At 59.4% G+C, this 25,019-nt stretch carries 26 protein-coding genes; 18 read left to right on the top strand and 8 right to left on the bottom strand.

Going from position 1 to position 25,019, the window contains the following annotated elements; all coding sequences use genetic code 11:
- Nucleotides 1–83: 83 nt before the first annotated feature.
- The 3 genes from QMK55_RS09145 to QMK55_RS09135 all read right to left on the bottom strand — a co-directional run bounded on the left by QMK55_RS09145 (nt 84) and on the right by QMK55_RS09135 (nt 2,041).
- Complete coding sequence (locus QMK55_RS09145; protein ID WP_102356497.1) at nt 84–341, bottom strand: hypothetical protein; 258 nt, start codon at nt 339–341, stop codon at nt 84–86.
- A 205-nt stretch (nt 342–546) separates the two neighbouring features.
- A complete protein-coding gene (locus QMK55_RS09140) occupies nt 547–888 on the bottom strand; it encodes a zinc ribbon domain-containing protein YjdM (protein WP_025108781.1) in 342 nt (113 codons plus the stop codon).
- Between the two features lie 184 nt (nt 889–1,072).
- On the bottom strand, nt 1,073–2,041 hold the full coding sequence (locus tag QMK55_RS09135) for a polyprenyl synthetase family protein (protein ID WP_102356496.1): 969 nt from the start codon (nt 2,039–2,041) through the stop codon (nt 1,073–1,075).
- A gap of 239 nt (nt 2,042–2,280) precedes the next feature.
- Here QMK55_RS09135 and rplU point away from each other — a divergent pair, with 239 nt between their 5' ends.
- From rplU to QMK55_RS09110, 5 genes are all read left to right on the top strand, one after another.
- Nucleotides 2,281–2,595 carry a 50S ribosomal protein L21 gene (gene rplU / locus QMK55_RS09130; protein ID WP_007950961.1) on the top strand — a complete coding sequence of 105 codons (315 nt, stop codon included), beginning with the start codon at nt 2,281–2,283 and terminating at the stop codon, nt 2,593–2,595.
- A 35-nt stretch (nt 2,596–2,630) separates the two neighbouring features.
- A complete protein-coding gene (gene rpmA / locus QMK55_RS09125; RefSeq protein WP_016773121.1) occupies nt 2,631–2,888 on the top strand; it encodes a 50S ribosomal protein L27 in 258 nt (85 codons plus the stop codon).
- Between the two features lie 193 nt (nt 2,889–3,081).
- A complete protein-coding gene (cgtA, locus tag QMK55_RS09120) occupies nt 3,082–4,305 on the top strand; it encodes an Obg family GTPase CgtA (protein ID WP_320329072.1) in 1,224 nt (407 codons plus the stop codon).
- 137 nt (nt 4,306–4,442) lie between these two features.
- On the top strand, nt 4,443–5,561 hold the full coding sequence (gene proB / locus QMK55_RS09115) for a glutamate 5-kinase (RefSeq protein WP_320329071.1): 1,119 nt from the start codon (nt 4,443–4,445) through the stop codon (nt 5,559–5,561).
- Nucleotides 5,562–5,573: 12 nt separating this feature from the next.
- Nucleotides 5,574–6,041 carry a CreA family protein gene (locus QMK55_RS09110; protein WP_025108784.1) on the top strand — a complete coding sequence of 156 codons (468 nt, stop codon included), beginning with the start codon at nt 5,574–5,576 and terminating at the stop codon, nt 6,039–6,041.
- A gap of 181 nt (nt 6,042–6,222) precedes the next feature.
- Here QMK55_RS09110 and rpsT read toward each other — a convergent pair whose 3' ends face one another.
- Nucleotides 6,223–6,495 (bottom strand): 30S ribosomal protein S20, encoded by a 273-nt coding sequence (gene rpsT / locus QMK55_RS09105; protein WP_003228351.1) that lies wholly within the window; start codon nt 6,493–6,495, stop codon nt 6,223–6,225.
- Between the two features lie 252 nt (nt 6,496–6,747).
- On the opposite strand from rpsT, the gene murJ reads away from it, so the two are divergent.
- From murJ to ispH, 6 genes are all read left to right on the top strand, one after another.
- Complete coding sequence (gene murJ / locus QMK55_RS09100; protein WP_320329070.1) at nt 6,748–8,286, top strand: murein biosynthesis integral membrane protein MurJ; 1,539 nt, start codon at nt 6,748–6,750, stop codon at nt 8,284–8,286.
- A 129-nt stretch (nt 8,287–8,415) separates the two neighbouring features.
- Nucleotides 8,416–9,354: a bifunctional riboflavin kinase/FAD synthetase gene (gene ribF, locus QMK55_RS09095; protein ID WP_042561145.1), complete on the top strand. Its 939-nt coding sequence runs from the start codon at nt 8,416–8,418 to the stop codon at nt 9,352–9,354.
- Between the two features lie 13 nt (nt 9,355–9,367).
- Nucleotides 9,368–12,199, top strand: coding sequence for an isoleucine--tRNA ligase (gene ileS, locus QMK55_RS09090; RefSeq protein WP_102356491.1), 2,832 nt, complete (start codon nt 9,368–9,370; stop codon nt 12,197–12,199).
- Nucleotides 12,192–12,704 carry a signal peptidase II gene (gene lspA, locus QMK55_RS09085; RefSeq protein WP_102356490.1) on the top strand — a complete coding sequence of 171 codons (513 nt, stop codon included), beginning with the start codon at nt 12,192–12,194 and terminating at the stop codon, nt 12,702–12,704. The genes ileS and lspA overlap by 8 nt, the downstream gene beginning before the upstream one ends.
- A 7-nt stretch (nt 12,705–12,711) precedes the next feature.
- Complete coding sequence (gene fkpB / locus QMK55_RS09080) at nt 12,712–13,149, top strand: FKBP-type peptidyl-prolyl cis-trans isomerase (RefSeq protein ID WP_169843368.1); 438 nt, start codon at nt 12,712–12,714, stop codon at nt 13,147–13,149.
- Nucleotides 13,150–13,304: 155 nt separating this feature from the next.
- Nucleotides 13,305–14,249, top strand: coding sequence for a 4-hydroxy-3-methylbut-2-enyl diphosphate reductase (gene ispH / locus QMK55_RS09075; RefSeq protein ID WP_102356488.1), 945 nt, complete (start codon nt 13,305–13,307; stop codon nt 14,247–14,249).
- Here the strand turns inward: ispH and QMK55_RS09070 are convergent.
- Nucleotides 14,206–14,775 (bottom strand): GspH/FimT family protein, encoded by a 570-nt coding sequence (locus QMK55_RS09070; protein ID WP_102356487.1) that lies wholly within the window; start codon nt 14,773–14,775, stop codon nt 14,206–14,208. The genes ispH and QMK55_RS09070 overlap by 44 nt on opposite strands.
- 130 nt (nt 14,776–14,905) lie before the next feature.
- Between QMK55_RS09070 and QMK55_RS09065 the strand changes: the two genes are divergently transcribed.
- The 7 genes from QMK55_RS09065 to thiO are packed head-to-tail and all read left to right on the top strand — an operon-like array spanning nt 14,906 to nt 21,677.
- Nucleotides 14,906–15,379: a GspH/FimT family pseudopilin gene (locus QMK55_RS09065; protein WP_003228334.1), complete on the top strand. Its 474-nt coding sequence runs from the start codon at nt 14,906–14,908 to the stop codon at nt 15,377–15,379.
- Nucleotides 15,376–15,825 (top strand): type IV pilus modification protein PilV, encoded by a 450-nt coding sequence (gene pilV, locus QMK55_RS09060; protein WP_102356486.1) that lies wholly within the window; start codon nt 15,376–15,378, stop codon nt 15,823–15,825. The genes QMK55_RS09065 and pilV overlap by 4 nt, the downstream gene beginning before the upstream one ends.
- Entirely contained in the window at nt 15,822–16,535 is a 714-nt protein-coding gene (locus tag QMK55_RS09055) for a PilW family protein (RefSeq protein ID WP_102356485.1), read from the top strand. The genes pilV and QMK55_RS09055 overlap by 4 nt, the downstream gene beginning before the upstream one ends.
- Nucleotides 16,536–16,546: 11 nt before the next feature.
- Nucleotides 16,547–17,026: a PilX N-terminal domain-containing pilus assembly protein gene (locus tag QMK55_RS09050; RefSeq protein WP_102356484.1), complete on the top strand. Its 480-nt coding sequence runs from the start codon at nt 16,547–16,549 to the stop codon at nt 17,024–17,026.
- Complete coding sequence (locus tag QMK55_RS09045) at nt 17,013–20,102, top strand: pilus assembly protein (protein ID WP_320329069.1); 3,090 nt, start codon at nt 17,013–17,015, stop codon at nt 20,100–20,102. The genes QMK55_RS09050 and QMK55_RS09045 overlap by 14 nt, the downstream gene beginning before the upstream one ends.
- 15 nt (nt 20,103–20,117) lie before the next feature.
- Nucleotides 20,118–20,519 carry a type IV pilin protein gene (locus QMK55_RS09040; RefSeq protein WP_320329068.1) on the top strand — a complete coding sequence of 134 codons (402 nt, stop codon included), beginning with the start codon at nt 20,118–20,120 and terminating at the stop codon, nt 20,517–20,519.
- A 57-nt stretch (nt 20,520–20,576) separates the two neighbouring features.
- Nucleotides 20,577–21,677, top strand: coding sequence for a glycine oxidase ThiO (thiO, locus tag QMK55_RS09035; protein WP_320329067.1), 1,101 nt, complete (start codon nt 20,577–20,579; stop codon nt 21,675–21,677).
- A 132-nt stretch (nt 21,678–21,809) separates the two neighbouring features.
- On the opposite strand, the gene QMK55_RS09030 is transcribed toward thiO, so the two are convergent.
- The 3 genes from QMK55_RS09030 to QMK55_RS09020 are packed head-to-tail and all read right to left on the bottom strand — an operon-like array spanning nt 21,810 to nt 24,965.
- The gene (locus tag QMK55_RS09030) at nt 21,810–23,156 is read right to left on the bottom strand and encodes a sigma-54 dependent transcriptional regulator (RefSeq protein ID WP_320329066.1); all 1,347 of its coding nucleotides are present in this window, start codon (nt 23,154–23,156) and stop codon (nt 21,810–21,812) included.
- Nucleotides 23,153–24,742, bottom strand: a complete 1,590-nt coding sequence (locus tag QMK55_RS09025; protein WP_102356479.1) for a sensor histidine kinase — start codon at nt 24,740–24,742, stop codon at nt 23,153–23,155. The genes QMK55_RS09030 and QMK55_RS09025 overlap by 4 nt, the downstream gene beginning before the upstream one ends.
- A complete protein-coding gene (locus QMK55_RS09020; RefSeq protein WP_102356478.1) occupies nt 24,732–24,965 on the bottom strand; it encodes a PP0621 family protein in 234 nt (77 codons plus the stop codon). The genes QMK55_RS09025 and QMK55_RS09020 overlap by 11 nt, the downstream gene beginning before the upstream one ends.
- Between the last annotated feature and the right edge of the window lie 54 nt (nt 24,966–25,019).

The following is a 25,019-nucleotide window of genomic DNA, read 5'->3' as shown; positions in this document are numbered from 1 at the left end:
CGATGGCGTCCTTTCAGGCAGCGAATCTGTTGCCTGACATACCGCTATCGCGAGCAGGCTCACTCCTACAGTTTTAACGCGTTTCATATTTCGATCTTGTGATGCAGCTCACTGGTCGGGCGCAAGGCCCGGGCATAGCAGAACAGGAACAGATTGCGCACCAGCTCCTTGAGCACCAACGGTTCGCTGGAACTCAGGCTGCTGACGTCCAGATCCCCTTGGTCTTGCAGCTCATGCAGGGCTTCTTCTTCAAGTACCGCACAGACTTCGCCGGTTTCCCGATGCAGGATTCTGAGGTACGGGTGTGGGCGATCCAGCCAGGCGTCGATCAAATAAGTCATGGGTCTCATCTCCTTCAAAGGTTTCAATGAGAATAATTCTTATTCGTCAAATAGCAAGTGCCTATTGGCGGATTGCGATTTTTTACGGGTAAAGATTGCGTAAGGTCAAAACGGCTGGCGTTTGGCTATTGCGCGGTTTTGCTGGAGCGGAGCGGGGAGGGCGAAGCACCATCCCACGCCTGGCGCGGGATGGATGACGGCGGAATCAGACCTTTCTGACGAACTCGGACTTGAGCTTCATCGGGCCGATGCCGTCGATCTTGCAGTCGATGTCGTGGTCGCCATCGCACAGGCGGATGTTCTTGACCTTGGTGCCGACCTTGACCACCAGCGAGGTGCCCTTGACCTTCAGGTCCTTGATCACGGTGATGGTATCGCCATCCTGCAGGACGTTGCCGACCGAATCCTTCTTCACGGCATCATCCGACGCCACTTCGGCTTCGCCGCTGGCCGACCACTCGTGGGCGCATTCAGGGCAGATCAGTTGGGCACCGTCTTCGTAGGTGTATTCGGAATTGCATTTCGGGCAGGGTGGCAACGTGCTCACTAAGGCTCCTTGAGGGATGTGGTTCGCTAAAAGTCGCACATTGTATAAGGTTTTAGCGGCGGGAGGGCATATCGCAGAAACAACTGTGGGAACGGGCTTGCTTGCGAAGGCGGTGTGTCAGTCAACATTGATGTTGAATGACAGGTTGCTTTCGCGAGCAAGCCCGCTCCCACAGAAGGCAGAATCAGTGCGTGCGGGCGACCGCAAATTCGCTCAGTTCCACCAGCGCATCGCGGTATTCGCTGGCTGGCAGCGCGTCGAGGCACTTGATCGCACGGGCCACGTAGTCGCGGGCCAGTTGTGCGGTGTACTCCAGCGAACCCGAGGCTTCCACGGCGATGCGGATGCTTTCGAGGTTTTCGATCCCGCCTTTCTGGATCGCCTGGCGCACCAGGGCAGCCTGTTCAGGCGTGCCTTCGCGCATGGTATAGATCAGCGGCAGGGTTGGCTTGCCTTCGGCCAGATCGTCACCGACGTTCTTGCCCAGGGTCTCGGCGTCGCCCTTGTAGTCGAGCAGGTCGTCGACCAGTTGGAACGCCACGCCCAGGTGGTCGCCGAAGGTGCGCAGGGCTTCGCTCTGCTCGGCGGTGGCACCGGCCAGTGCCGCAGCGCTGTGGGTCGACGCTTCGAAGAGCATCGCGGTCTTGCCGCGGATGACTTCCATGTAGGTTTCTTCGGTGGTGCTGGCGTCGCGTACCTTGGACAGTTGCAACACTTCGCCTTCGGCGATGATGCGCGTGGCCTGGGACAGGATCTTCATCACCGGCATCGAACCCAGCTCGACCATCATTTCGAACGAGCGCGAGTACAGGAAGTCGCCGACCAGTACGCTCGGGGCATTGCCCCACATGGCGTTGGCCGTCGAGCGGCCACGACGCATGCCGGACATGTCGACCACGTCGTCATGCAGCAGGGTCGCGGTGTGCAGGAACTCGATGGTGGCGGCCAGCAGACGCAGGTCATCGCCTTCGCGGCCCAGCGCCTTGCCACACAGCAGCACCAATAAAGGACGCAGGCGTTTGCCGCCGGCCGAGGTGATGTAATCGCCGATTTTCGATACCAGCGGCACTCGGGAAGTCAGCTGCTTCTTGATGATGCCGTCGACGGCGCTAAAATCGTCCGCCACCGCGCGGTAGAAAGCTTGGGGTTGCATCAGCGACAGTTGCTCCAGAAGGGTTGCGCGGCATGCTAGGACCCACGTCCGGACCTGTCAAGGCGCGATGGACGGCCCCTTGCAAGCCTGAGAAGGCTTGCGTACAATCGCGCACCCTGAACTTCCTGGGCAGCACCTGCCTTACGCAATTGCAACAGGCCTTCCAGCCTTATGCAGCCATGCCAGCCAATACCTCTTCTTATAAAGAGCTGGGTGAGCAGGATTATCGGAGAAATACCATGTCTTATGCAGTAATCGTTACTGGCGGCAAGCAGTACAAAGTCGCCCCAGGTGAATACCTGAAGATCGAAAAACTGGAAGTCGCTACCGGCGAATCCGTTACCTTTGATCGCGTTCTGTTGGTTGCCAATGGCGACGACGTGAATATCGGCGCTCCAGTTGTTGCTGGCGCTACCGTTGTGGCTGAAGTGATCTCCCAAGGTCGTCACGATAAAGTCCGCATCATCAAGTTCCGTCGTCGTAAGCACCACATGAAGCGTATGGGCCACCGCCAGTGGTACACCGAGATCAAAATCACCGGTATTCAGGCTTAATTTCAGCCTAATTCCTCACTAGGAGAATTGAACTCATGGCACACAAAAAAGCTGGTGGTAGTACCCGTAACGGTCGCGACTCAGAAGCCAAACGCCTTGGCGTGAAGATGTATGGCGGCCAGGTCATCAAGGCCGGCAACATCATCGTGCGTCAGCGCGGCACCCAATTCCACGCTGGCTACGGCGTTGGCATGGGTAAAGATCACACTCTCTTCGCGAAAATCGAAGGCGTGATCAAGTTTGAAGTAAAAGGCGCCTTCGGTCGTCGTTACGTGAGCGTAATCGCGGCCTAATCGCGAGATCGCTGGAAGAGCCCTGTCTTGCGACGGGGCTTTTTCGTTTGTGGGGTGAGTCTCTTGCAAAACTGTTTGTATGGGCTGTCGGCGTGCGATGCAGGTCGTGTTTTGGGGTCGCTGCGCTCATTTTTGCAAGAGTCTTATGTCTTGATTGTTTTTCGGCTCGTCCGTACGGCGAGAGGCGTTGGTTATGAAGTTTGTTGATGAAGTATCGATTCGCGTAAAGGCTGGTGACGGCGGTAATGGCGCCATGAGTTTCCGTCGGGAAAAATTCATCGAAAACGGTGGCCCGAACGGCGGTGATGGCGGTGACGGCGGTTCCATCTACATGATGGCTGACGAAAACCTCAACACCCTGGTCGACTACCGTTACACCCGGCACTTCGATGCCGAGCGTGGCTCTAACGGCGGTAGCACCGACTGCACCGGCAAGAAGGGTGAAGATCTGATCCTGCGTGTGCCAGTCGGTACCACGGTGATCGACTCCGCCACTCAGGAAGTGATCGGCGACCTGACCAGGGCCGGCCAGAAACTGATGGTAGTGCAGGGCGGTTGGCACGGTCTGGGTAACACCCGTTTCAAATCCAGTACCAACCGCGCGCCGCGCCAGACCACTCCGGGCAAACCGGGTGAGCAGCGCGACCTGAAACTGGAAATGAAAGTGCTGGCTGACGTTGGTCTGCTGGGCTTGCCGAACGCTGGTAAAAGTACCTTTATCCGTTCGGTATCGGCGGCCAAGCCGAAAGTTGCTGACTACCCGTTCACCACGTTGGTGCCGAACCTGGGTGTAGTCAGCGTCGATCGCTGGAAAAGCTTCGTCATTGCCGACATTCCGGGTCTGATCGAAGGTGCTTCCGACGGTGCCGGTCTGGGCATTCGCTTCCTCAAGCACTTGGCGCGTACGCGTCTGTTGCTGCACCTCGTCGACATGGCGCCGCTGGATGACAGCAGTGCGCCGGACGCGGCAGAAGTGATTGTCAACGAGCTGGTCAAGTTCAGTCCGTCCCTGGCTGAGCGTGATCGCTGGTTGGTACTGAACAAGTGCGACCAGATCCTTGAAGAAGAGCACGATGCTCGCGTCAAGGAAATCGTTGATCGCCTGGAGTGGACTGGTCCGGTCTACGTGATCTCGGCTATCGCCAAGATCGGTACTGAGCGTCTGTGCCACGACATCATGCGTTACATGGAGGACCGTGCCGATCGTCTGGCTGCAGATCCTGCCTACAAGGAAGAGCTGGCCGATCTCGATCAGCGCATCGAAGACGAAGCCCGTGCACAGTTGCAGGCGCTGGATGACAAGCGTGCCCTGCGTCGCAGTGGCGTGAAGTCGGTCCATGACATTGGCGACGATGACTGGGACGAAGAAGATGTGGATGATGAAGACGGTCCGGAAATCATTTACGTGCGCGACTGATTCGTTGCAGTAAACTTAAGCGCCGCTCAATCGAGCGGCGTTTTAGTATCTGGAAATCGATCGTTGGTCACCAATAGCCACGATTAACGTCACGGGCAGCGCTGGGTCGCGCTGTCCTCAAGCTAAGGTTGAAGATGATGCGGAGCAAAGTGACAGGTGCGCAGCGTTGGGTCGTGAAGATCGGCAGCGCTTTGCTGACGGCGGACGGCAAGGGGCTGGATCGCAAGGCAATGGGTGTCTGGGTCGAGCAGATGGTGGCTCTGCATGAGGCTGGCGTTGAGCTGGTGCTGGTGTCTTCCGGTGCGGTGGCGGCCGGCATGAGTCGTCTGGGCTGGACCGTGCGACCCAGTGCGATGCACGAGCTCCAGGCCGCTGCTGCCATCGGCCAGATGGGGCTGGTGCAAGCTTGGGAATCGAGCTTTGCCGAGCATGGCCGGCATACCGCGCAGATTCTCCTGACGCACGACGACCTGTCCGACCGCAAGCGCTACCTGAACGCGCGCAGCACCCTGCGCGCACTGGTCGAGCTGAAAGTCATCCCGGTGATCAACGAAAACGACACTGTGGTCACCGATGAAATTCGTTTCGGCGACAACGACACGCTGGCGGCGCTGGTAGCGAACCTGGTCGAAGCGGATCTGCTGGTGATTCTCACGGATCGCGACGGCATGTTCGACGCTGATCCGCGCAACAACCCTGATGCGCAGCTGATTTACGAGGCGCGCGCCGATGACCCTGCTCTTGATGCGGTGGCGGGCGGTACTGGTGGTGCGCTGGGGCGTGGCGGTATGCAGACCAAGCTGCGTGCGGCGCGTCTGGCGGCGCGCTCCGGGGCGCATACGATCATCGTCGGTGGTCGTCTGGAGCGAGTGCTCGATCGCCTGAAAGCCGGCGAGCGCATCGGCACGCTGTTGTCGCCTGAGCGCGGCATGCTGGCAGCGCGCAAGCAATGGCTGGCCGGCCATCTGCAAACCCGCGGCACGCTGGTGCTGGATGAAGGGGCGGTGGCGGCGTTGTCGCAGGGCAACAAGAGTCTGCTGCCGGTCGGCGTGAAGCTGGTGCAGGGCAGTTTCCGTCGCGGCGAAATGGTGGTCTGTGTGGCGCCGGATGGTCGTGAGATTGCCCGTGGCCTGGCCAACTACAGCGCCCTGGAGGCACAAAAAATCATCGGTCAGTCGTCGGAGGCGATTGTCAGCGTGCTGGGCTACATGGCTGAGCCGGAGCTGGTTCACCGTGACAACCTGATTCTGGTCTAAGGAAAAAACACGATGCGCATGGCAAAAGGATTGTTGGGCCTGCTGATGGCGTTGCCATTGCTGGCCTCGGCCGAGGAAATCGGCCAGGTGTCGACGGTATTCAAATTTGTCGGCCCGAATGACCGGATCGTGGTCGAGGCCTTCGATGATCCAAAGGTTGATGGTGTGACGTGCTATCTGTCGCGCGCCAAGACTGGCGGGGTGAAGGGCGGTCTGGGGCTGGCGGAAGATCGTGCCGAGGCTTCCATTGCTTGTCGTCAGGTCGGTCCGATCAAGTTCAAGGGTGAACTGAAGGATGGCGATGAGGTGTTCAAGGAGCGCACTTCGCTGGTGTTCAAGACCATGCAGGTGGTGCGTTTCCTCGACAAGAAGCGCAATACGCTGGTGTACCTGGTCTATAGCGATCGCGTGATCGAGGGCAGTCCACAGAACGCGGTGACCGCAATCCCGATTCTGCCGTGGGTACCGGTCCAGCAATAATACTGAAAAACCAACTGTAGGAGTGAGCCTGCTCGCGATAGCGGTGTGTCAGTCAGCAAATATTTGTCTGTCTAACCGCTATCGCGAGCAGGCTCACTCCTGCATTTTTTTGCGCTGGATTTGTTAAATTACAGGCAATAAAAAACCGACCCTAAGGTCGGTTTTTTAATGACTACGTCGATTAAGCAGCTTCTTTCAGTGCTTTGACGTGGCCATTCAGGCGGCTCTTATGGCGAGCAGCCTTGTTCTTGTGGATGATGCCTTTATCGGCCATACGGTCGATAACTGGCACAGCCAGAACGTATGCAGCTTGAGCTTTTTCAGCGTCTTTTGCGTCGATGGCCTTAACTACATTCTTGATGTAGGTACGAACCATGGAACGCAGGCTGGCGTTGTGGCTGCGACGCTTCTCAGCCTGTTTTGCACGTTTTTTGGCGGAAGGTGAGTTGGCCACCGTCGAGCTCCTCGAAAGACTTTTTAGGAAATAGCAAACAAAATAGGCCGCGAATCATGCCGATGAAGAGAAGTCTTGTCAAGGGCGCTTGAAACGTTCCGCTAAGTGGTAGGTATAAAGAGGCGGGATATTTATTTCCGGCGCTTGACCTGTAAACTCGCGAGCTTTGGCTCTGTGCTGTTGCGGCGCAGAGTATCGCACAAGTGGGCGCATTGTTCGCCTGCTGTTTATCGACAGGCACAAATTCCCTCAATGAATCTGCTCAAATCGTTGGCCGCTGTCAGCTCTATCACGATGCTTTCCCGGATTCTGGGGTTCGTCCGTGACACGCTCATCGCTCGCACATTCGGCGCCGGAATGGCGACGGACGCCTTCTTTATTGCCTTCAAACTGCCCAACCTGCTGCGGAGAATCTTCGCCGAAGGTGCGTTCTCGCAGGCATTTGTGCCGATTCTGGCGGAATACAAAAACCAGCAGGGCGAAGAGGCGACCCGTACCTTTATTGCCTATGTGTCCGGTCTGCTGACCCTGGTGCTGGCGCTGGTCACTGCCCTGGGCATGATCGCCGCACCGTGGGTGATCTGGGCCACGGCGCCCGGCTTTACCGACACGCCGGAAAAATTCCAGCTCACTTCCGATCTGTTGCGGGTGACGTTCCCTTATATATTGCTGATTTCCCTGTCCTCGCTGGCGGGGGCGATTCTCAACACCTGGAACCGCTTTTCGGTGCCGGCCTTCGTGCCGACCCTGCTCAACGTCAGCATGATTGTGTTTTCACTGTTCCTGACGCCGTATTTCGATCCACCGGTCATGGCTCTGGGCTGGGCGGTGTTGGTCGGCGGTCTGGCGCAGTTGCTCTACCAGCTGCCGCACCTGAAAAAAATCGGCATGCTGGTGCTGCCGCGCCTGAACCTGCGCGATACCGGCGTCTGGCGGGTGATGAAGCAGATGTTGCCAGCGATCATTGGCGTCTCGGTCAGTCAGATTTCGTTGATCATCAACACCATCTTTGCCTCGTTCCTGGTGGCAGGTTCTGTGTCGTGGATGTATTACGCCGACCGTTTGATGGAGTTGCCGTCCGGCGTGCTCGGCGTCGCGCTGGGCACGATCCTGCTGCCGACATTGGCAAAAACCTACGCCAGCAAAGATCGTCACGAGTACTCGCGGATCCTCGACTGGGGCCTACGCCTGTGCTTCGTGCTGGTGCTGCCGTGTGCGCTGGCACTGGGGATTCTCGCCGAGCCGCTGACCGTGTCGCTGTTCCAATACGGCCAGTTCAGTGCGTTTGATGCTTCCATGACCCAGCGTGCGCTGATTGCCTATTCTGTCGGCCTGCTCGGGATTATCGTGATCAAGGTGCTGGCGCCGGGCTTTTATGCGCAACAGAACATCCGGACTCCGGTAAAAATCGCAATTTTCACGCTGGTCGTCACTCAGTTGTTCAACCTGGTGCTGATTGGGCCTCTGGCGCATGCCGGTCTGGCCTTGGCGATCAGTGCGGGTGCGTGTCTGAACGCCGGACTGCTGTTCTATCAACTGCGCAAGCAGCAGATGTACCAGCCGCAACCGGGTTGGGCCAAGTTCGGTTTCAAACTGGTGGTGGCAGTGGCGGTGATGTCCGTGGTGCTGCTGATTGGCATGCATTTCATGCCGCCATGGGATCAAGGTCACATGCTTGAACGCTTCCTGCGTCTGGGCGCATTGGTTGCGGCGGGTGTGGTGTCCTATTTCGGTATGTTGCTACTGCTCGGTTTCCGTCTGCGAGACTTCAATCGCAAGGCCTTGAGCTGAGGTTTCACCCCTTATAAACGGGCACGGGCCGGCAGTTTTGTCGGCTCGATCACTTTGCGTTACGGTGTTGCCTGTCGTCGACCGTCGGGTGTGGTTATAATCGACCACTTTATGAGCAAGAAGCGCGTTATGCAGCTGGTTCGAGGCCTCCACAACTTGCGCCCCCAGCATCGGGGCTGCGTCGCCACTATTGGCAACTTTGACGGTGTTCACCGTGGTCACCAGGCTATCCTGGCCCGGCTGCGTGAGCGTGCGCTCGAGTTGGGCGTACCCAGCTGCGTGGTGATTTTCGAGCCGCAGCCGCGGGAGTTCTTTGCCCCCGAGACCGCGCCGGCACGTCTGGCCCGATTGCGCGACAAACTGCAACTGCTGGCCGCCGAAGGCGTCGACCGGGTCCTGTGCCTGGCGTTCAACCAGCGCTTGAGCAAGCTCAGCGCCAGCGAGTTCGTCGATACCATCCTGGTGGACGGTCTCGGCGTGCAGCATCTGGAAGTCGGCGACGATTTCCGTTTTGGCTGTGACCGCCTCGGTGATTTCGATTTCCTGCTGCAGGCCGGACAAGTCCACGGCTTTACCGTGGAAGCCGCGCAAACTGTCGAGCTGGACGGCATTCGCGTCAGCAGCACTCAGGTGCGCAACGCGTTGGCCGCCGCCGATTTTGCCTTGGCCGAACGCCTGCTTGGCCGCCCGTACCGGATCGCCGGTCGCGTGCTGCATGGCCAGAAACTGGCCCGGCAGCTGGGTACGCCCACTGCCAACATTCAACTCAAGCGTCGTCGCGTGCCGTTCACCGGGGTGTACCTGGTGGATGTCGACATCGACGGCAAGACCTGGCCCGGTGTCGCCAATATCGGCGTACGGCCTACGGTTCAAGGTGATGGCAAAGCCCACCTTGAAGTTCATCTTTTAGATTTTGCCGGCGATCTGTATGACCGGCGTTTGACGGTGGTTTTCCACCAAAAGCTGCGTGAAGAGCAGCGCTTCGCCTCTCTGGAGGCATTGAAAACGGCGATCAATGCGGATGTCGCCACCGCCCGTGCACTAGCCGCACCTAGCGCCCATCGCTAATGAAGAGCCTTAAATGACCGACTATAAAGCCACGCTTAACCTTCCGGACACCGCCTTCCCAATGAAGGCCGGCCTGCCACAGCGCGAACCGCAGATCCTGCAGCGCTGGGACAGTATTGGCCTGTACGGAAAGTTGCGCGAGATTGGCAAGGATCGTCCGAAGTTCGTCCTGCACGACGGTCCTCCGTATGCCAACGGCACGATCCACATCGGTCACGCACTGAACAAGATTCTCAAGGACATGATCATCCGCTCGAAAACCCTGTCGGGTTTCGACGCGCCGTACGTCCCGGGTTGGGACTGCCACGGCCTGCCGATCGAGCACAAGGTTGAAGTGACCCACGGCAAGAACCTGGGCGCGGACAAGACCCGCGAGCTGTGCCGTGCCTACGCCACTGAGCAGATCGAAGGGCAGAAGTCCGAATTCATCCGTCTCGGCGTGCTGGGCGACTGGGCCAACCCGTACAAGACCATGGATTTCAAGAACGAGGCCGGTGAAATCCGCGCCTTGGCTGAAATCGTCAAGGGCGGTTTTGTGTTCAAGGGCCTCAAGCCGGTGAACTGGTGCTTCGACTGCGGTTCGGCGCTGGCTGAAGCGGAAGTCGAGTACGAGAACAAAAAGTCCTCGACCATCGACGTCGCCTTCCCGATCGCTGACGAAGCCAAGCTGGCTGCCGCGTTCGGTCTGCCGTCGCTGAGCAAGCCTGCCTCGATCGTGATCTGGACCACCACCCCGTGGACCATCCCGGCCAACCAGGCGCTGAACGTACACCCGGAATTCAACTACGCCCTGGTCGACATCGGCGACAAGCTGCTGGTGCTGGCTGAAGAGCTGGTCGAAGCCTGCCTGGCGCGCTATGGCGTTGAAGGCTCGGTCATCGCGACCACTACCGGTAAAGAACTGGAGCTGATCAACTTCCGTCACCCGTTCTACGACCGCCTGTCGCCGGTGTACCTGGCCGACTACGTGGAACTGGGCGCCGGCACCGGTGTGGTTCACTCCGCCCCGGCCTACGGCGTGGACGACTTCGTGACGTGCAAGAAATACGGCATGGTCAACGACGACATCCTCAATCCTGTGCAGAGCAACGGCGTGTACGTGCCGTCGCTGGAATTTTTTGGCGGCCAGTTCATCTGGAAGGCCAACCCGGCCATCGTCGACAAGCTGACCGAAGTCGGTGCGTTGATGCACACCACCGTCATCGAACACAGCTACATGCACTGCTGGCGTCACAAGACCCCGCTGATCTACCGCGCCACCGCGCAGTGGTTCATCGGCATGGACAAAGAGCCAACCAGCGGCGACACCCTGCGTGTGCGCTCGCTCAAAGCCATCGAAGACACCAAGTTCGTTCCGGCGTGGGGTCAGGCGCGCCTGCACTCGATGATCGCCAACCGTCCGGACTGGTGCATCTCCCGTCAGCGCAACTGGGGCGTGCCGATCCCGTTCTTCCTCAACAAGGAAAGCGGCGAACTGCACCCACGCACCGTCGAGCTGATGGAAGAGGTGGCCAAGCGCGTTGAAGTCGAAGGCATCGAAGCCTGGTTCAAGATGGACGCCGCCGAACTGCTCGGCGACGAAGCGCCGCTGTACGACAAGATCAGCGACACCCTCGACGTCTGGTTCGATTCGGGCACCACGCACTGGCACGTGCTGCGCGGTTCGCACCCGATGGGTCACGAGAGCGGCCCACGCGCCGATCTGTACCTGGAAGGTTCCGACCAACACCGCGGCTGGTTCCATTCCTCGCTGCTGACCGGTTGCGCCATCGACAACCACGCGCCATACCGCGAACTGCTGACCCACGGTTTCACCGTCGACGAAGCGGGCCGCAAGATGTCCAAATCGCTGGGTAACGTGATCGCGCCGCAAAAAGTCAACGACACCCTGGGCGCTGACATCATGCGTCTGTGGGTCGCTTCGACTGACTATTCCGGTGAAATGGCCGTCTCCGACCAGATCCTGCAACGCAGTGCTGACGCCTATCGCCGTATCCGTAACACCGCGCGTTTCCTGCTCTCGAACCTGAGCGGTTTCAACCCGGCCACCGACATCCTGCCGGCAGAAGAAATGCTCGCGCTGGATCGCTGGGCGGTAGACCGCACCTTGCTGCTGCAACGCGAGCTGCAAGAGCACTACGGCGAATACCGTTTCTGGAACGTCTACTCCAAGATCCACAACTTCTGCGTGCAGGAGCTGGGTGGTTTCTACCTCGACATCATCAAGGACCGTCAGTACACCACTGGCGCCAACAGCAAGGCCCGCCGTTCGGCACAAACCGCGCTGTTCCACATCTGCGAAGCGCTGGTGCGCTGGATCGCCCCGATCCTCGCCTTCACCGCCGATGAACTGTGGGAATACCTGCCGGGCGAGCGTAACGAATCGGTCATGCTCAACACCTGGTACGAAGGTTTGACTGAACTGCCGGCCGACGTTGAACTGGGTCGCGACTACTGGGAACGCGTGATGGCGGTCAAAGTAGCGGTCAACAAAGAAATGGAAATCCAGCGTGCGGCCAAAGCCGTCGGTGGCAACCTGCAAGCCGAAGTGACGCTGTACGCCGAAGACGCGCTGAGCGCCGATCTGGCCAAGCTGAGCAACGAGCTGCGCTTTGTCCTGATCACCTCGACTGCCAGCGTTGCACCGTTCGTACAGGCTCCGGCCGACGCAGTCGCCACCGAAGTCAGCGGCCTGAAGCTGAAGATCGTCAAGTCGGCCTTCCCGAAATGCGCCCGTTGCTGGCACTGCCGTGAAGACGTTGGCGTGAACCCGGAGCATCCGGAAATCTGCGGTCGTTGCGTCGATAACATCAGCGGCGCCGGCGAGGTTCGTCACTATGCCTAATGCCGTTGGCCGTTTCGGACGGTTGAGCTGGCTGTGGTTGAGCTTGCTGGTTCTGGTCATCGACCAGGCCAGCAAGTTCTACTTCGAAAACAAGCTCGAAATGTTCCAGCAGATCGTGATCATTCCCGATTACTTCAGCTGGACCCTGGCCTACAACACCGGCGCGGCGTTCAGCTTTCTGGCCGACAGCTCCGGCTGGCAGCGCTGGCTGTTTGCCCTGATCGCGATCGTGGTCAGTGCGGTGCTGGTGGTCTGGCTCAAGCGCCTGGGCCGCAACGATACCTGGCTGGCCGTCGCTTTGGCGCTGGTGCTGGGTGGCGCGTTGGGCAATCTGTATGACCGCATTGCCCTGGGCCATGTGATCGACTTCATTCTGGTGCACTGGCAGAACCGCTGGTACTTCCCGGCGTTCAACTTCGCCGACAGCGCCATCACCGTTGGCGCGGTGATGCTGGCACTGGACATGTTCAAAAGTAAAAAAACCGGAGAAGCCGTTCATGACTGAACAGGTATTGGCTGAGCAACGCATCGGCCAGAACACGGAAGTCACCTTGCACTTTGCATTGCGCCTGGAGAATGGCGACACGGTCGACAGCACCTTTGACAAAGCCCCGGCGACCTTCAAGGTCGGCGACGGCAACTTGCTGCCGGGTTTCGAAGCCGCGCTGTTCGGCTTCAAGGCCGGCGACAAGCGCACGCTGACCGTCGAACCGGAAAACGCCTTCGGCCAGCCGAACCCGCAGAACGTGCAGATCATTCCGCGTTCGCAGTTCGTCGACATGGAGCTTTCGCCGGGTTTGCTGGTTATCTTCAACGATGCGGCCAATACTGAGCTGCCGGGTGTGGTGAAAGAGTTCGACGACGCGCAAGTGACCATCGACTTCAACCACCCGCTGGCCGGCAAGACACTGACCTTTGATGTCGAGATCATCAACGTCAAAGCGCTGTAACTGACCATACGTGGTCAAAAATGTGGGAGCGGGCTTGCTCGCGAGTGCTGACTGACATTCAACATCGATGTTGTCTGACTTATCGCTTTCGCGAGCAAGCCCGCTCCCACAGTAGTTATTCACTGTTTTTTCGCGCGCAAGACACGAGGCACAGCATGCAAATCAAACTCGCCAACCCCCGTGGCTTCTGCGCCGGCGTGGACCGGGCGATCGAAATCGTCAACCGCGCCCTGGAAGTCTTCGGGCCGCCGATCTATGTGCGTCATGAAGTGGTGCACAACAAGTTCGTCGTTGAAGACCTGCGCAGCCGCGGGGCGATCTTCGTCGAAGAACTGGATCAGGTGCCGGACGACGTCATCGTGATCTTCAGTGCGCATGGCGTATCCCAGGCCGTGCGTACCGAAGCTGCAGGCCGTGGCCTGAAAGTTTTCGATGCCACCTGCCCACTGGTCACCAAAGTACACATCGAAGTCGCGAAATACAGCCGCGACGGCCGCGAATGCATCCTGATCGGCCACGCCGGCCATCCGGAAGTCGAAGGCACCATGGGCCAGTACGACGCCAGCAATGGCGGCGCAATCTACCTCGTCGAAGACGAGAAGGATGTTGCGGCGCTGCAGGTCCATAACCCGGAAAAACTCGCGTTCGTCACTCAGACCACCTTGTCGATGGACGACACCAGTCGTGTGATCGATGCGTTGCGCAGCCGTTTCCCGGCCATCGGTGGCCCACGCAAGGACGACATCTGTTACGCCACGCAAAACCGTCAGGACGCAGTCAAGCAACTGGCCGATGAATGCGACGTGGTGTTGGTGGTGGGCAGCCCGAACAGCTCCAACTCCAATCGTTTGCGTGAGCTGGCCGAACGCATGTCTACGCCGGCCTACCTGATCGACGGCGCCGAAGACCTGCAGAAGAGCTGGTTCGATGGCGTCGAGCGGATCGGCATCACCGCCGGAGCTTCTGCGCCGGAAGTGTTGGTGCGCGGTGTGATCCAGCAATTGCAGGCGTGGGGCGCGACCGGTGCCGATGAGCTGGCCGGACGCGAAGAGAACATCACGTTCTCGATGCCGAAAGAGCTGCGCGTCCGCTCGATTTAACGCTTTTCGCTTTCTCGCACAGCGCCTGCGCGGTTTTTTTCCGGGTCAGGCGCACCCGACCGGTCGCCGCCAGCACTACCTGCAACTGGCTGACCGGCTCGTGTGCCGAACATAGATGTAACGTCCCTGCCTGAAACGCCCGCCCGGGCATCAGCGGTTGCCCCAGACCGCTGAATCGCACGTAACGACTGACCGCCCAATTACCGACAATCGGTATCCGCGCAGCACTCGCCTGCTCCTGTAGCAGTGGATTGCTGCTGTCCAGTGGCCCTTTGCCGCTGATGTCCAGAATGATCCGCCAGCCCTGACTCCAGTCGCCGTTGATGCCGTGGATCACCACGCTTTGATTGCGTGTGATGGCTTGCGTGCGGGCATTGCGAATGCCGTCGAGCAACGACTGGGCCGCCTGGTCGCGATGAGTTGATTCAGTGAAGGCGGCAAACGCCGGACTGACCAGCGCCAGAACAATCGCGCCAATCGCCAGTCCCATAAGCAATTCAATCAGACTGAAACCCTGTTGCGGCATGAACACTTCCTCCCTGAAGCATGAGGTCAGACGCAATCCTTGCGCCGGGCAGGGCAAATCAACCGACGCGGGCCGGTTGAATGTTCTAGTTTGTAGAGGCAGGTATAGCCGACGGCAACGGAGGGCATCGATGGATCATCGTACAAAAGGTTTCACGCTGCCCGAGTTGTTGGCCGCGGTCGCCGTGTTGGTGATCCTCATCACCCTGGCGGTGCCGGGGTTCACCCGCTCGATCCAGAGCAGCAAGGCCGACACTGAAATGGGCGACCTGCAACGGGCCATCAATTATGCGCGGCTGGAAGCGATCGATCGCGGTGTGACCACGCGGCTGCGGCCGAGTGCCGGTGGCAGCGTGTGGACCGGCGAGTTGTCGGTCTACGACAGTACTGGCACCCCGGCCAATGTATTGCGGGTTGTTCCAGCGATGAGCAGCGGCGCGACTCTGACGCTACCCTCAGGAGTGACTGCACTGGATTTCAACAATCTGGGCGGTCTGGCGGCGCCGTCGACGGCGGTGGTCATCAGTTACGTGCTGGGAACACAAAGCAGGACGCTGAACGTGTGTCTGAACGGACGAATTCAATTGGGTGGAAGTTGCGGATGAGGGCAGGGAGCACACAGACACAGGAGGGCATGTCGCTGATCGAAGTGCTGGTCGCGCTGCTGATCTTGACAGTCGGCATATTGGGCGCGGCAGCTGTCCAGCTCAATGCGCTGAAGTACACCGACAGTTCGCGGATGACCAGCCAGGCGAGTTTCATCGCCTACGACATGATGGACCGCATCCGGGCCAACGCCGCCGCCGACTACACGGTGACGCCGCCGACCTCGGGCAACCTCAGTGTCGCCCGCGATCAGGATCTCTACGATTTCACCACCAACATCGTCAATTTCGGTGGGCCGACCGCCACGGGCACCATCACCCTAAATCAGCGGGTGTACACCATCACCATCAACTGGAATGACTCACGGGCCGCGAACGCCACCGGCACCACGCGCAGCTTCGTCCTGACCAGCCGCGCCACGGTCGATCCGGTGGCCACGCCATGAAGCACTACCAGCGTGGTTTCGGCCTGATCGAAATGCTCATCGCCCTGGCGCTCGGGCTGATCATCGTACTGGGGGTGGTGCAGACGTTCCTCGCCGCGAAAAACACCTACGTCAGCCAGAACACGGCGGCAGCGATGCAGGAAGACGCGCGTTTTGTGCTGAGCAAGATGATTCAGGAACTGCGCATGGTCGGCATGTTCGGCTGCCTTGGCACCATTATGGACGCGAGTTCTGCGGGGGATTTCAATGCGGCGCAGATCATCCCGATCAGTTGGGACAACAGCAACCTCAAGCTGACCCTGGTCACCGCCGATGTCGGCGGCAATGGCGGCACACCAACCTGGACGGTGGTCTCCGATTGCCGTAACAGCGCCACGGCCTATACTGGGTTGCGGGCCGCCGCTAGCGGGCAGATCGCCTTTCCGATCCGCCGTTTGCTCTACAGCTTCAGCAATAACCAGATCCTCATGGGCACCGGCAGCGGCACGCCGACCCAACAAGTGTTGGTGAGCAACGTCAGTGCGTTCACCGTCATGTTCGGTCTGGCCACGTCCGCCACCGATGTTGCGGCGTCCTCTTACAGCAGCAACCCCAGCGATCCGGCGCGTATCCGCAGTGTGCGCCTGAGCCTGACCCTCACCGACCCGAACAACCGGGTGGCCAATCAAACCTTCAACGTGGTTGCCGCGTTGCGCAACCGCTTGCAGTGAGGGCCGGGACGATGAGGGTTTCTTTGCACCAGAGGCAAACCCAGCGTGGCATGGTGCTGCTGGTCAGTCTCGTGTTCCTGTTGTTGCTGACACTGGTTGGACTGTCATCGATGCAGAGTGCCAACCTGCAGGAAAAAATGGCCGGCAGTGTCAGCCTGCGCAATCAGTCGTTTCAGACTGCCGAGGCGGCGTTGCGGGTGGGGGAGAGTGCGGTGCAACTCGACAGCTACACCCTCGCGGTTTGCAGCGGTACCACGCAATGCGCACCGCCTGCGGAGTCATCGGTGGTCAGTGCGGCGGGGCTCAACTCAACCTCGGGTGTGACCTGGATTGCGACCGGTAATGGTTTCTATGGCGTGCAGAACATTGGCACCACACTCACGGCTGTGAATGTACCCAGTAACACCTCGGCGACGTTGTATCGAGTCACTGCCGTCGGCATCGCCGGCACTTCGCGTAGCGTTGTGGAGAGTGTCTATGCGAAGTATTGAGCGGTGTGGATTGCTATTGCTCGGCATGTTGCTGAGCTTGTATCTGGCGTCGCCGGCCTATGCATTTACGCCGTCTGATTCGCCGCTGTTGAGTGCGGCGGCGGTGCCGCCCAACGTCATGCTGCTGATCGACGACTCAGGGAGCATGAACAGCATCATTTATGCGGCTGGATTCGACCCGACGGCTGATCGCACGCCGGCGCGGCAGTGCAACGCGTTTCTCGGGTTATGCACCTCTCTGAACGCGCCAACGATCACTGGCGATCCTGTGTTTTTATCAAGCCTTCCGACCTCCGGGTGTTCGGGTGGCGCGTACGCGTTTTACAACAACAGTGTCGCGCCACTGTGTCTGAAACTGCCGGACCCTGTGGGTGGTGGCAACACGCGATATACAGGCGATTACATTTCCTACGTCGTCAGTCTGGCCATCAACAATGGCACGCGCGATTTCACCACAGGGGCGATTCCCAACGACTACCGAATCAACGTCGCGCGTAACGTGTCGACGGCGCTGGTCACCAGCAATCGCACTTTGCGTATTGGCCTGTCGACTTTCAACCCGGTCACCAACAACGATTCTGGTAATGGCGGTTATATCGCCCGCTCGATCAGCGACTTGGCGCCGGTGTCCGGGAGCGTCACGCAGGCGCAGGCAGACACCAACTACAACGCGCTGATCTCATCGATCAATGGTTTGAGTGCCGTGGCCAACACGCCGTTGGCAGAAACCTACTATGAAATCACCCGCTACATGCGCGGCATGGCGCCGTACTACAACAGCACGCCCGCGACCTACACCAGTCCGATCCAGTACCGCTGCCAGAAAAACTATGGCGTGGTAATAACCGACGGCTTGCCGACTTTCGACCGAACCTTTCCGAGCAACGACCCATTGGGCGGCAGCCGGTTACCGAACTGGGACGGTGTCAGCAATGACGGTAACAACCTCTTTGGCGACAAAGAAGGCGACACGTTGTATCTGGATGACATCGCCAAGTTCGCCTTCGATATCGATATGCGCTCAACTGGTGCTGACGCGGCAGGCAAGAGCTGGAACGCGGTGGATTTTCCCAAGCAGAATATGAACACCTATACCGTGGGCTTCACCGCCGATAACGACATGCTGTCGGACGCGGCCAGTTACGGACAGGGCAGGTATTACCAGGCGACTGACAGCACCGGCCTCAACGCCGCGTTGTCGTCGGCGTTGAGTGATATCACTTCCAAGGCCGGTTCCGGCGGCGCAGCTGTTGCCAGCGTCGGCACGCTCACCAGTGGCAGCAGTTTTTACCAAACCACTTATGATCCCAAGGATTGGCGAGGCACCATCAAGTCTTTCGGTTTTACGTCGGCCGGGGTTGTGAATACTTCGACCGCACTCTGGACGACTGACACAACCATCGTGCCGGGGGCGACGGCGCCGACGTATCAATCATGGAACACCACGAGCAGCGCCGCCGTGACGCTGGCTTACGGCAACTTTTCCCCTGCGCAGCAGGCGACGCTCAGCCAGAGTCTGCCCACGGGTATTACCGGCAATGACCTGGTGGAGTGGAGCAAAGGCACCAACAAAACCGGGCTAAAGGTTCGCAGTGTGTTGCTCGGTGACATCATCAACTCGCCGTTGGTGCTGGCGGCCCCCACGGACAAGACCGCTGCTGACTTGTCCGGCGACACCACTTACACCTCATACCTGACCACCAAAGCTGCCAACATGAACTCCAGCCTGGTGGTGAATGCCAACGACGGTTTCGTCAACGTCATCAACTCGGCCAACGGCACCCGACGCTATGCCTACATGCCATCCAGTGTGTTGCCATCGCTACGGCTGATTGCTGATCCGACCTATATCAACGGTGTCAGCCACAAGTTTCTCGTCGACGGTCAGGTCGGGGTGTTCGACGCGCAGTCCGGCGCGGCCTGGAAAACCCTGGCCATTGGTGGCGTCGGTGCCGGGGGTAAAACGTTCTACGGGCTGCAGCTGTTTGATGCTTCTGCGGGTAATGTGATCAAGGCGTTGTGGGAGGTCAGCGCGCCGACCACGGCCAACACCGCCAATGTATTTAATGATCTGGGTTACGCTTATGCCCGCCCGGAAGTGGCACGCTTGGCCGATGGTCGTTGGGCGGCGTTCATCTCGAATGGTTACGGCAGCAACTCCGGTGTGGCCGCGATGTATGTGCTGGATGTGCGCGATGGTTCGCTGATCAAGAAAATCGTCATCGACAGCACGGAAACCACTAACGGATTGTCCTCGGTAAAACTCAAGGTCAACTCTTCAAATGTCGTCCAGGCCGCTTATGGCGGTGATTTGAAAGGGCGCCTGTGGAAATTTGATCTGAGCGCGACATCGACGGACAGCTGGGGCGTGGCGTTTTCCGGTAAACCACTGTTCACCACGGCGGGCGGGGCGACACAGCCGATTACCGCGCAGCCGCTGCTGGCGGATAACGCATTGGGCGGCAAACAGATCTTTGTCGGCACTGGCAAATTCAATGAAACGGCCGACAAGACCAACAAGGATTTGCAGGCGTTCTATTCGGTATGGGATGCCGATGGCGGCTCCGGAAACATCACTGTCAGCAGTTTGCAGGCGCAGGCGATTACCGGATCATTTTCAGGCAGCTCCGGGCAGTTTCTGACCACGACGCAAAATGACACGACATATCCGGGGGAGAAGGGCTGGTTCCTGCCATTGGTGTACAACAACGTGTTGACCGGCGAACGGGTGATCAATCAAGCGAATATCGTGCTTGGCCGTATCGTCTTCACCACGGCCATTGTCGATACCACCGATCCTTGTGCGAGTTTTGGTACGGGCAAGTTGGTCGAACTCGAGGCGTTCAGCGGTAAGATGCTCAACTATGCGGTGATTGATACTGGTGGCGATAGTTTGGTCGACAACAATGACTCAATCTCCAGCGGCGTGAGTTTCATTGACGGCATTCCGAGCTTGTCATTTATAACCCCAACTGGTACGGAAAAGGGAGTGAATGACACCAGTGGAAAGCTCACGATAATCAAGGAAAAGGGCGGCGGTGGCAGCCGTCGTATCATGTGGCGACAAATACAGTAAGTGAGAGTTTGAGGCATGCGCAGATTCAACCGAGGCTTCACCTTGATCGAAATCATGATCGTGATTGCGATCATCGGGATCATCATCACCATCGCTGCACCGAGCTACACCGAATACCTGAAAAAGGGCCGTCGCGCCGAGGTGGTCTCACTGCTCTCGGAGCAGGCGCAGAGCCTCGAGCGTTTCTACACCAAGAACAATGTCTACACCGGTATCACCGGTCTGAGCACGGGCAATGACTTCTACACCCTCACCCCGACCATTGCTGACCAGACCTTTGTGCTGACCGCGACCCGCAAGACGGGCACGTCCATGGCCACCGACAAGTGCGGGGACTTCACCCTGACCAACACCGGCGTCAGAAGCATGAACAACGCTACCACCGGGCTGACCACCAAGGATTGCTGGGGCCGCTGAGGTACTTTCTTCAAGGCGCCTTTTGCGCCCACTGTCTTTTTTACGGTTGGATCAAACATGACCAGGCAACAGCAAGTGGTGATTGTCGGTGGCGGGGTGATTGGCCTGTTGACCGCCTACAACCTCGCCTCCGACGTGCGCAGCGTGGTGCTGCTGGATCGCTCGAACCTCGGCCAGGAATCGTCCTGGGCCGGTGGTGGCATCGTTTCGCCGCTGTACCCGTGGCGCTACAGCCCGGCAGTCACCGCGCTGGCGCATTGGTCGCAGGATTTTTATCCACAGCTGGGCGAGCGCCTGTTTGCCGATACCGGGGTTGATCCCGAAGTCCACACCACTGGCTTGTACTGGCTGGATCTGGATGATGAGGCCGAGGCACTGGCCTGGGCCGAACGGGAACACCGTCCGCTGCGGGCTGTGGATATCTCGGCGGCCCACGACGCGGTACCGGTGCTCGGTGGTGGATTCTCGCGGGCGATTTACATGGCTGATGTGGCCAACGTCAGAAACCCACGGCTGGTGAAGTCGCTGAAAGCGGCATTGCTGGCCCTGCCGAACGTGACCCTTCATGAGCAATGCGAAGTCAGCGGGTTTGTCCGTGAAGGCGGGCGGGTGGTTGGCGTTGAGACGTCCAAGGGCCTGATCAACGGCGATCAAGTCGTGCTGACTGCCGGTGCGTGGAGCGGCGATCTGCTCAAGACGCTGGGCCTGACGCTGCCGGTCGAACCGGTCAAAGGCCAGATGATCCTCTACAAGTGTGCGGCGGATTTCCTGCCGAGCATGGTCCTGGCCAAGGGACGTTATGCAATTCCGCGTCGCGACGGGCACATTCTGATCGGCAGTACGCTGGAGCATGAAGGTTTCGACAAGACTCCGACCGATGTGGCGCTGGAGAGTCTCAAGGCTTCGGCGGTCGAGTTGCTGCCGGCGTTGGCGGATGCCGAGGTGGTGGGGCATTGGGCGGGTTTGCGCCCGGGGTCGCCGGAAGGGATTCCTTACATCGGGCGAGTGCCGGGCTTTGACGGCTTGTGGCTGAACTGCGGGCATTACCGCAACGGGTTGGTGCTGGCGCCGGCGTCGTGTCAGTTGTTTGCCGATGTGATGCTGGGGCGGGCGCCGATTATTGATCCGGTGCCGTATGCGCCAGAGGGGCGCATTTAGTCAGATATTTCTCTATAGGCTGGAAGGCCGCTTTCGCGAGCAAGCCCGCTCCCACAGTTGATCTCGGTTATTCACACAATTTGTGTTCACCGCAGATCCAATGTGGGGGCGGGCTTGCTCGCGAAGGGGCCCTCAATCCAGGCCGAGTTTCTTCAGTCTGTAGCGCATCGACCGAAACGAAAGACTCAGCCGCTGCGCCGCCGCCGTGCGGTTCCAGCGAGTCTCCTCCAGCGCCTGAAGGATCAGTTTGCGCTCGACGTTCTCCAGGTAATCCTCAAGGTTGTCGATCTGCGTCAGGTCGGCAATGCCGCCCTCGACTGCACAATTCCCATCGCTCAGGCGCAAATCTTCAGCCTCGATCACCTGGTTTTCGCACAGCGTGTGCGCCCGTTCGAGGACGTTCTCCAGTTCCCGCACATTCCCCGGAAAGCGATAGCTTTTCAGCGCTTCAAGCGCTTGCGGGTGCAGGCGGGCAGCCGCTTGACCGCTGCCGCTGGCCAGACGCTGGAGCATGTGCGCGGCGAGTACTTCGATATCGTCGCGCCGTTCGCGCAGGGACGGCACCCGCAGTTCGATCACGTTCAACCGGTAATACAGATCCTGGCGAAAGCGCCCGGTGGCGACTTCCGCTTCCAGGTCCTTGTGGGTGGCGCAAAGGATGCGCACATCGACCACGGTTTCCTGTTGGCCGCCAACGCTACGTACAGCTTTTTCCTGGATCGCCCGCAGAAGTTTGACTTGCATCGACAGTGGCAGGTCCGCCACTTCATCGAGAAACAGGGTGCCGCGGTGCGCGGCCTGAAACAGCCCCGGTTTGTCTTCTACCGCACCGGTGAAGCTGCCCTTGCGATGGCCGAAAAACTCGCTTTCCATCAGCTCTGACGGAATCGCCCCGCAGTTGACCGGCACGAACGGCTGGCTGCTGCGCGGCCCCTGTTCGTGGATCAGTCGCGCGACCAGCTCTTTGCCGCTGCCGGATTCGCCGCTGATATAGATCGGTGCCTGACTGCGGGCGAGCTTGTCGATCTGTTTACGCAGAGCGCGCATCGGCGGTGAGTCGCCCAGCAGGCGGCGGTCGATCGACGTGACGCTGCCGCCGGTGGCAGGCATGCGCAGCGCGGTGTTGACCAGTTCGCGCAGGCGGGTGAGATCAACCGGTTTGGTGAGGAAATCGAAGGCCCCGGCCTTCAAGGCGTTGATCGCGGTTTCCAGGCTGCCGTACGCGGTGATCATCGCCACCGGTAGTTGTGGATAACGTTGCTGGATGTGCTGCACCAACTCCAGCCCGGTGCCGTCCGGCAGGCGCATGTCGGTCAGGCACAGGTCGAACGCATTGCGCTGCAACAGCGCCTGGGCTTCGCCGAGATTACGCGCGCTGAAGGTGTCGAGTTTCATCCGTCCCAAGGTGATTTCCAGGAGTTCGCGGATATCCGGCTCGTCGTCGACGATGAGGATTTTTTGCCGTGGGCTCGTGTTCAACTTTGTTTCCGTCCGTGAGCAAAGGTGATGCGAAAGCAGCCGCCGCCTTGGCGTGGTTTGAAGTCTAGGCGCGCCTGGTTGCTTTCGCACAGCTCACGGGACAGATAAAGCCCAAGGCCGGTGCCCTGGCTGCTGGTGGTGAAGAACGGCTCGAACAGATGCGGTTGCTGATCCAGCGGCACGCCGGGGCCGTTGTCCTGGACTTCAAGCACCGCCAGCTGGCTGTCGGGGTCGATGAACAGCGCCAGCCAGACTTGGGCCGTATCATGCAGCAGCGCACTGTGGCGCCAGCCATTGCGTAACAGATTGTCGAGAATTTGCGTGAGCTGGTCGGGGTCCATCAGCGTGACGAAGTCCCCGGAATTGATCCGTAAATGGATCGTTTGCCGATCAGTGGCCTGTTCACGGCTTTCTGCGACGAACTGTTCCAGCCACGGCTTGAGATCCAGCCGTTGCGGAGCGCTCTGCTGGCGACGCGACAGTTGCAGGACGTTTTCGATGACTCGGTTCATGCGCTGGGAGTGGTCTTGAATGATCTGCGTCAGACGCCGATCCGCGCTGTCGAGTTCCTCGGACTCACCCAATAGCTGCGCGGCGTGACTGATGGCGCCCAGCGGATTGCGGATTTCATGGGAAATGCCGGCGGTCAGGCGCCCGAGCGCGGCGAGTTTGAGTTGCTGGGCCTGCTGGGCGACTTGCGCGAGATCTTCGAGAAATACCAGGGTTTGCTGGTTGGGGTTTTGTTCGAGGGCGATGAAGTTCGGCTGCAGCTCCAGGCCGTTGCCGGGAATCTTCAAGCTCTGTGGGCGCAAGCTCGGATTGTTCAGCCACAACTGCAGGCGATCGACCAGCGGCCTGGAGTAGTCGTCGATCAGATGGCCCTCAAGGTGCGATTGGGCCAGCAGGCTTTTGGCGCTGTGGTTGGCCAACTGCACCCGGCGTTGTTCGTCGAGCACCAGGATGCCGGTGCGCATGCGTTGCAGAATCAGGGCGTTGAGGGCTTCGAGGCTGACGACTTCGCTGGCGCGCTGTTCGGCGAGGTGCTCGCTGACTTCCAGACGCCGAACCAGGCCCTGGACCAGCAATGACGCCGCAAAGCACAAGGCGCCGAGGGTGCCGGCTTGCAGGTAATCATTGGCGCTCAGGGGATGGCTGAAACTCAGCAGGAAGCTTGAGCCGACCATTCCGAGCGCGCCGATGGCGGCAATCAGCAGGCCGATGCGCCGGCGTAGCAGGGTGTTGCTGATGGCTACCGAAACAATCAGCAGGTTGCCGATGGCACTGGCCACTCCGCCCGCCGCGTAGAACAAACCGCACAGCAGCAGGACATCCACCAGCGCCAGGCTGAACAGCTGCGCCGGACGCCGGGTGTTTTCCAGAAACACCACCAGCAGGATGTTCAGCACCAGATACAACCAGCTGCCGCTGCGCAGCAGATCGTCGTCGGCCGACGTCAGCAGGCGGTTGTCCATGTTGCTGGAGATCAGCAACACCAACGTGATGCCGACGCTTAAACGGTACAAATGATAAAGACGCAGCAGGCGCTGGGCCTGTTTATGGTGGGCGTTGACGGCCTCAGCGATCACTGGAACCGGGGCCTTGCTCAAGGTGAGCCTGGCTGCAATACCACTGTTGCTGAAGGTTCAGGGCGCGGTCGCGGGGCAGGTGCACGCCACAATGGGCGCAGCGCACCATCGGCGCGGCGTCTTGCTCGCGGGGCGCTTGGGCAGACGAGGCGGGCGCCTTGAATTTACGCCACAGCCATAGCGCAGCGAAAATCAGGACAATCCAGAACAGTAAACGGAGCATGATGGGCGGCTTTTCGGCTAATGATTCGGCAGTTTAGCCAAGGAGCCGGCAGGC

This window comes from Pseudomonas sp. P8_229 (genome assembly GCF_034008635.1).
Taxonomy (GTDB): Bacteria; Pseudomonadota; Gammaproteobacteria; order Pseudomonadales; family Pseudomonadaceae; genus Aquipseudomonas.
This window is presented reverse-complemented; position numbering and strand designations above follow the sequence as displayed.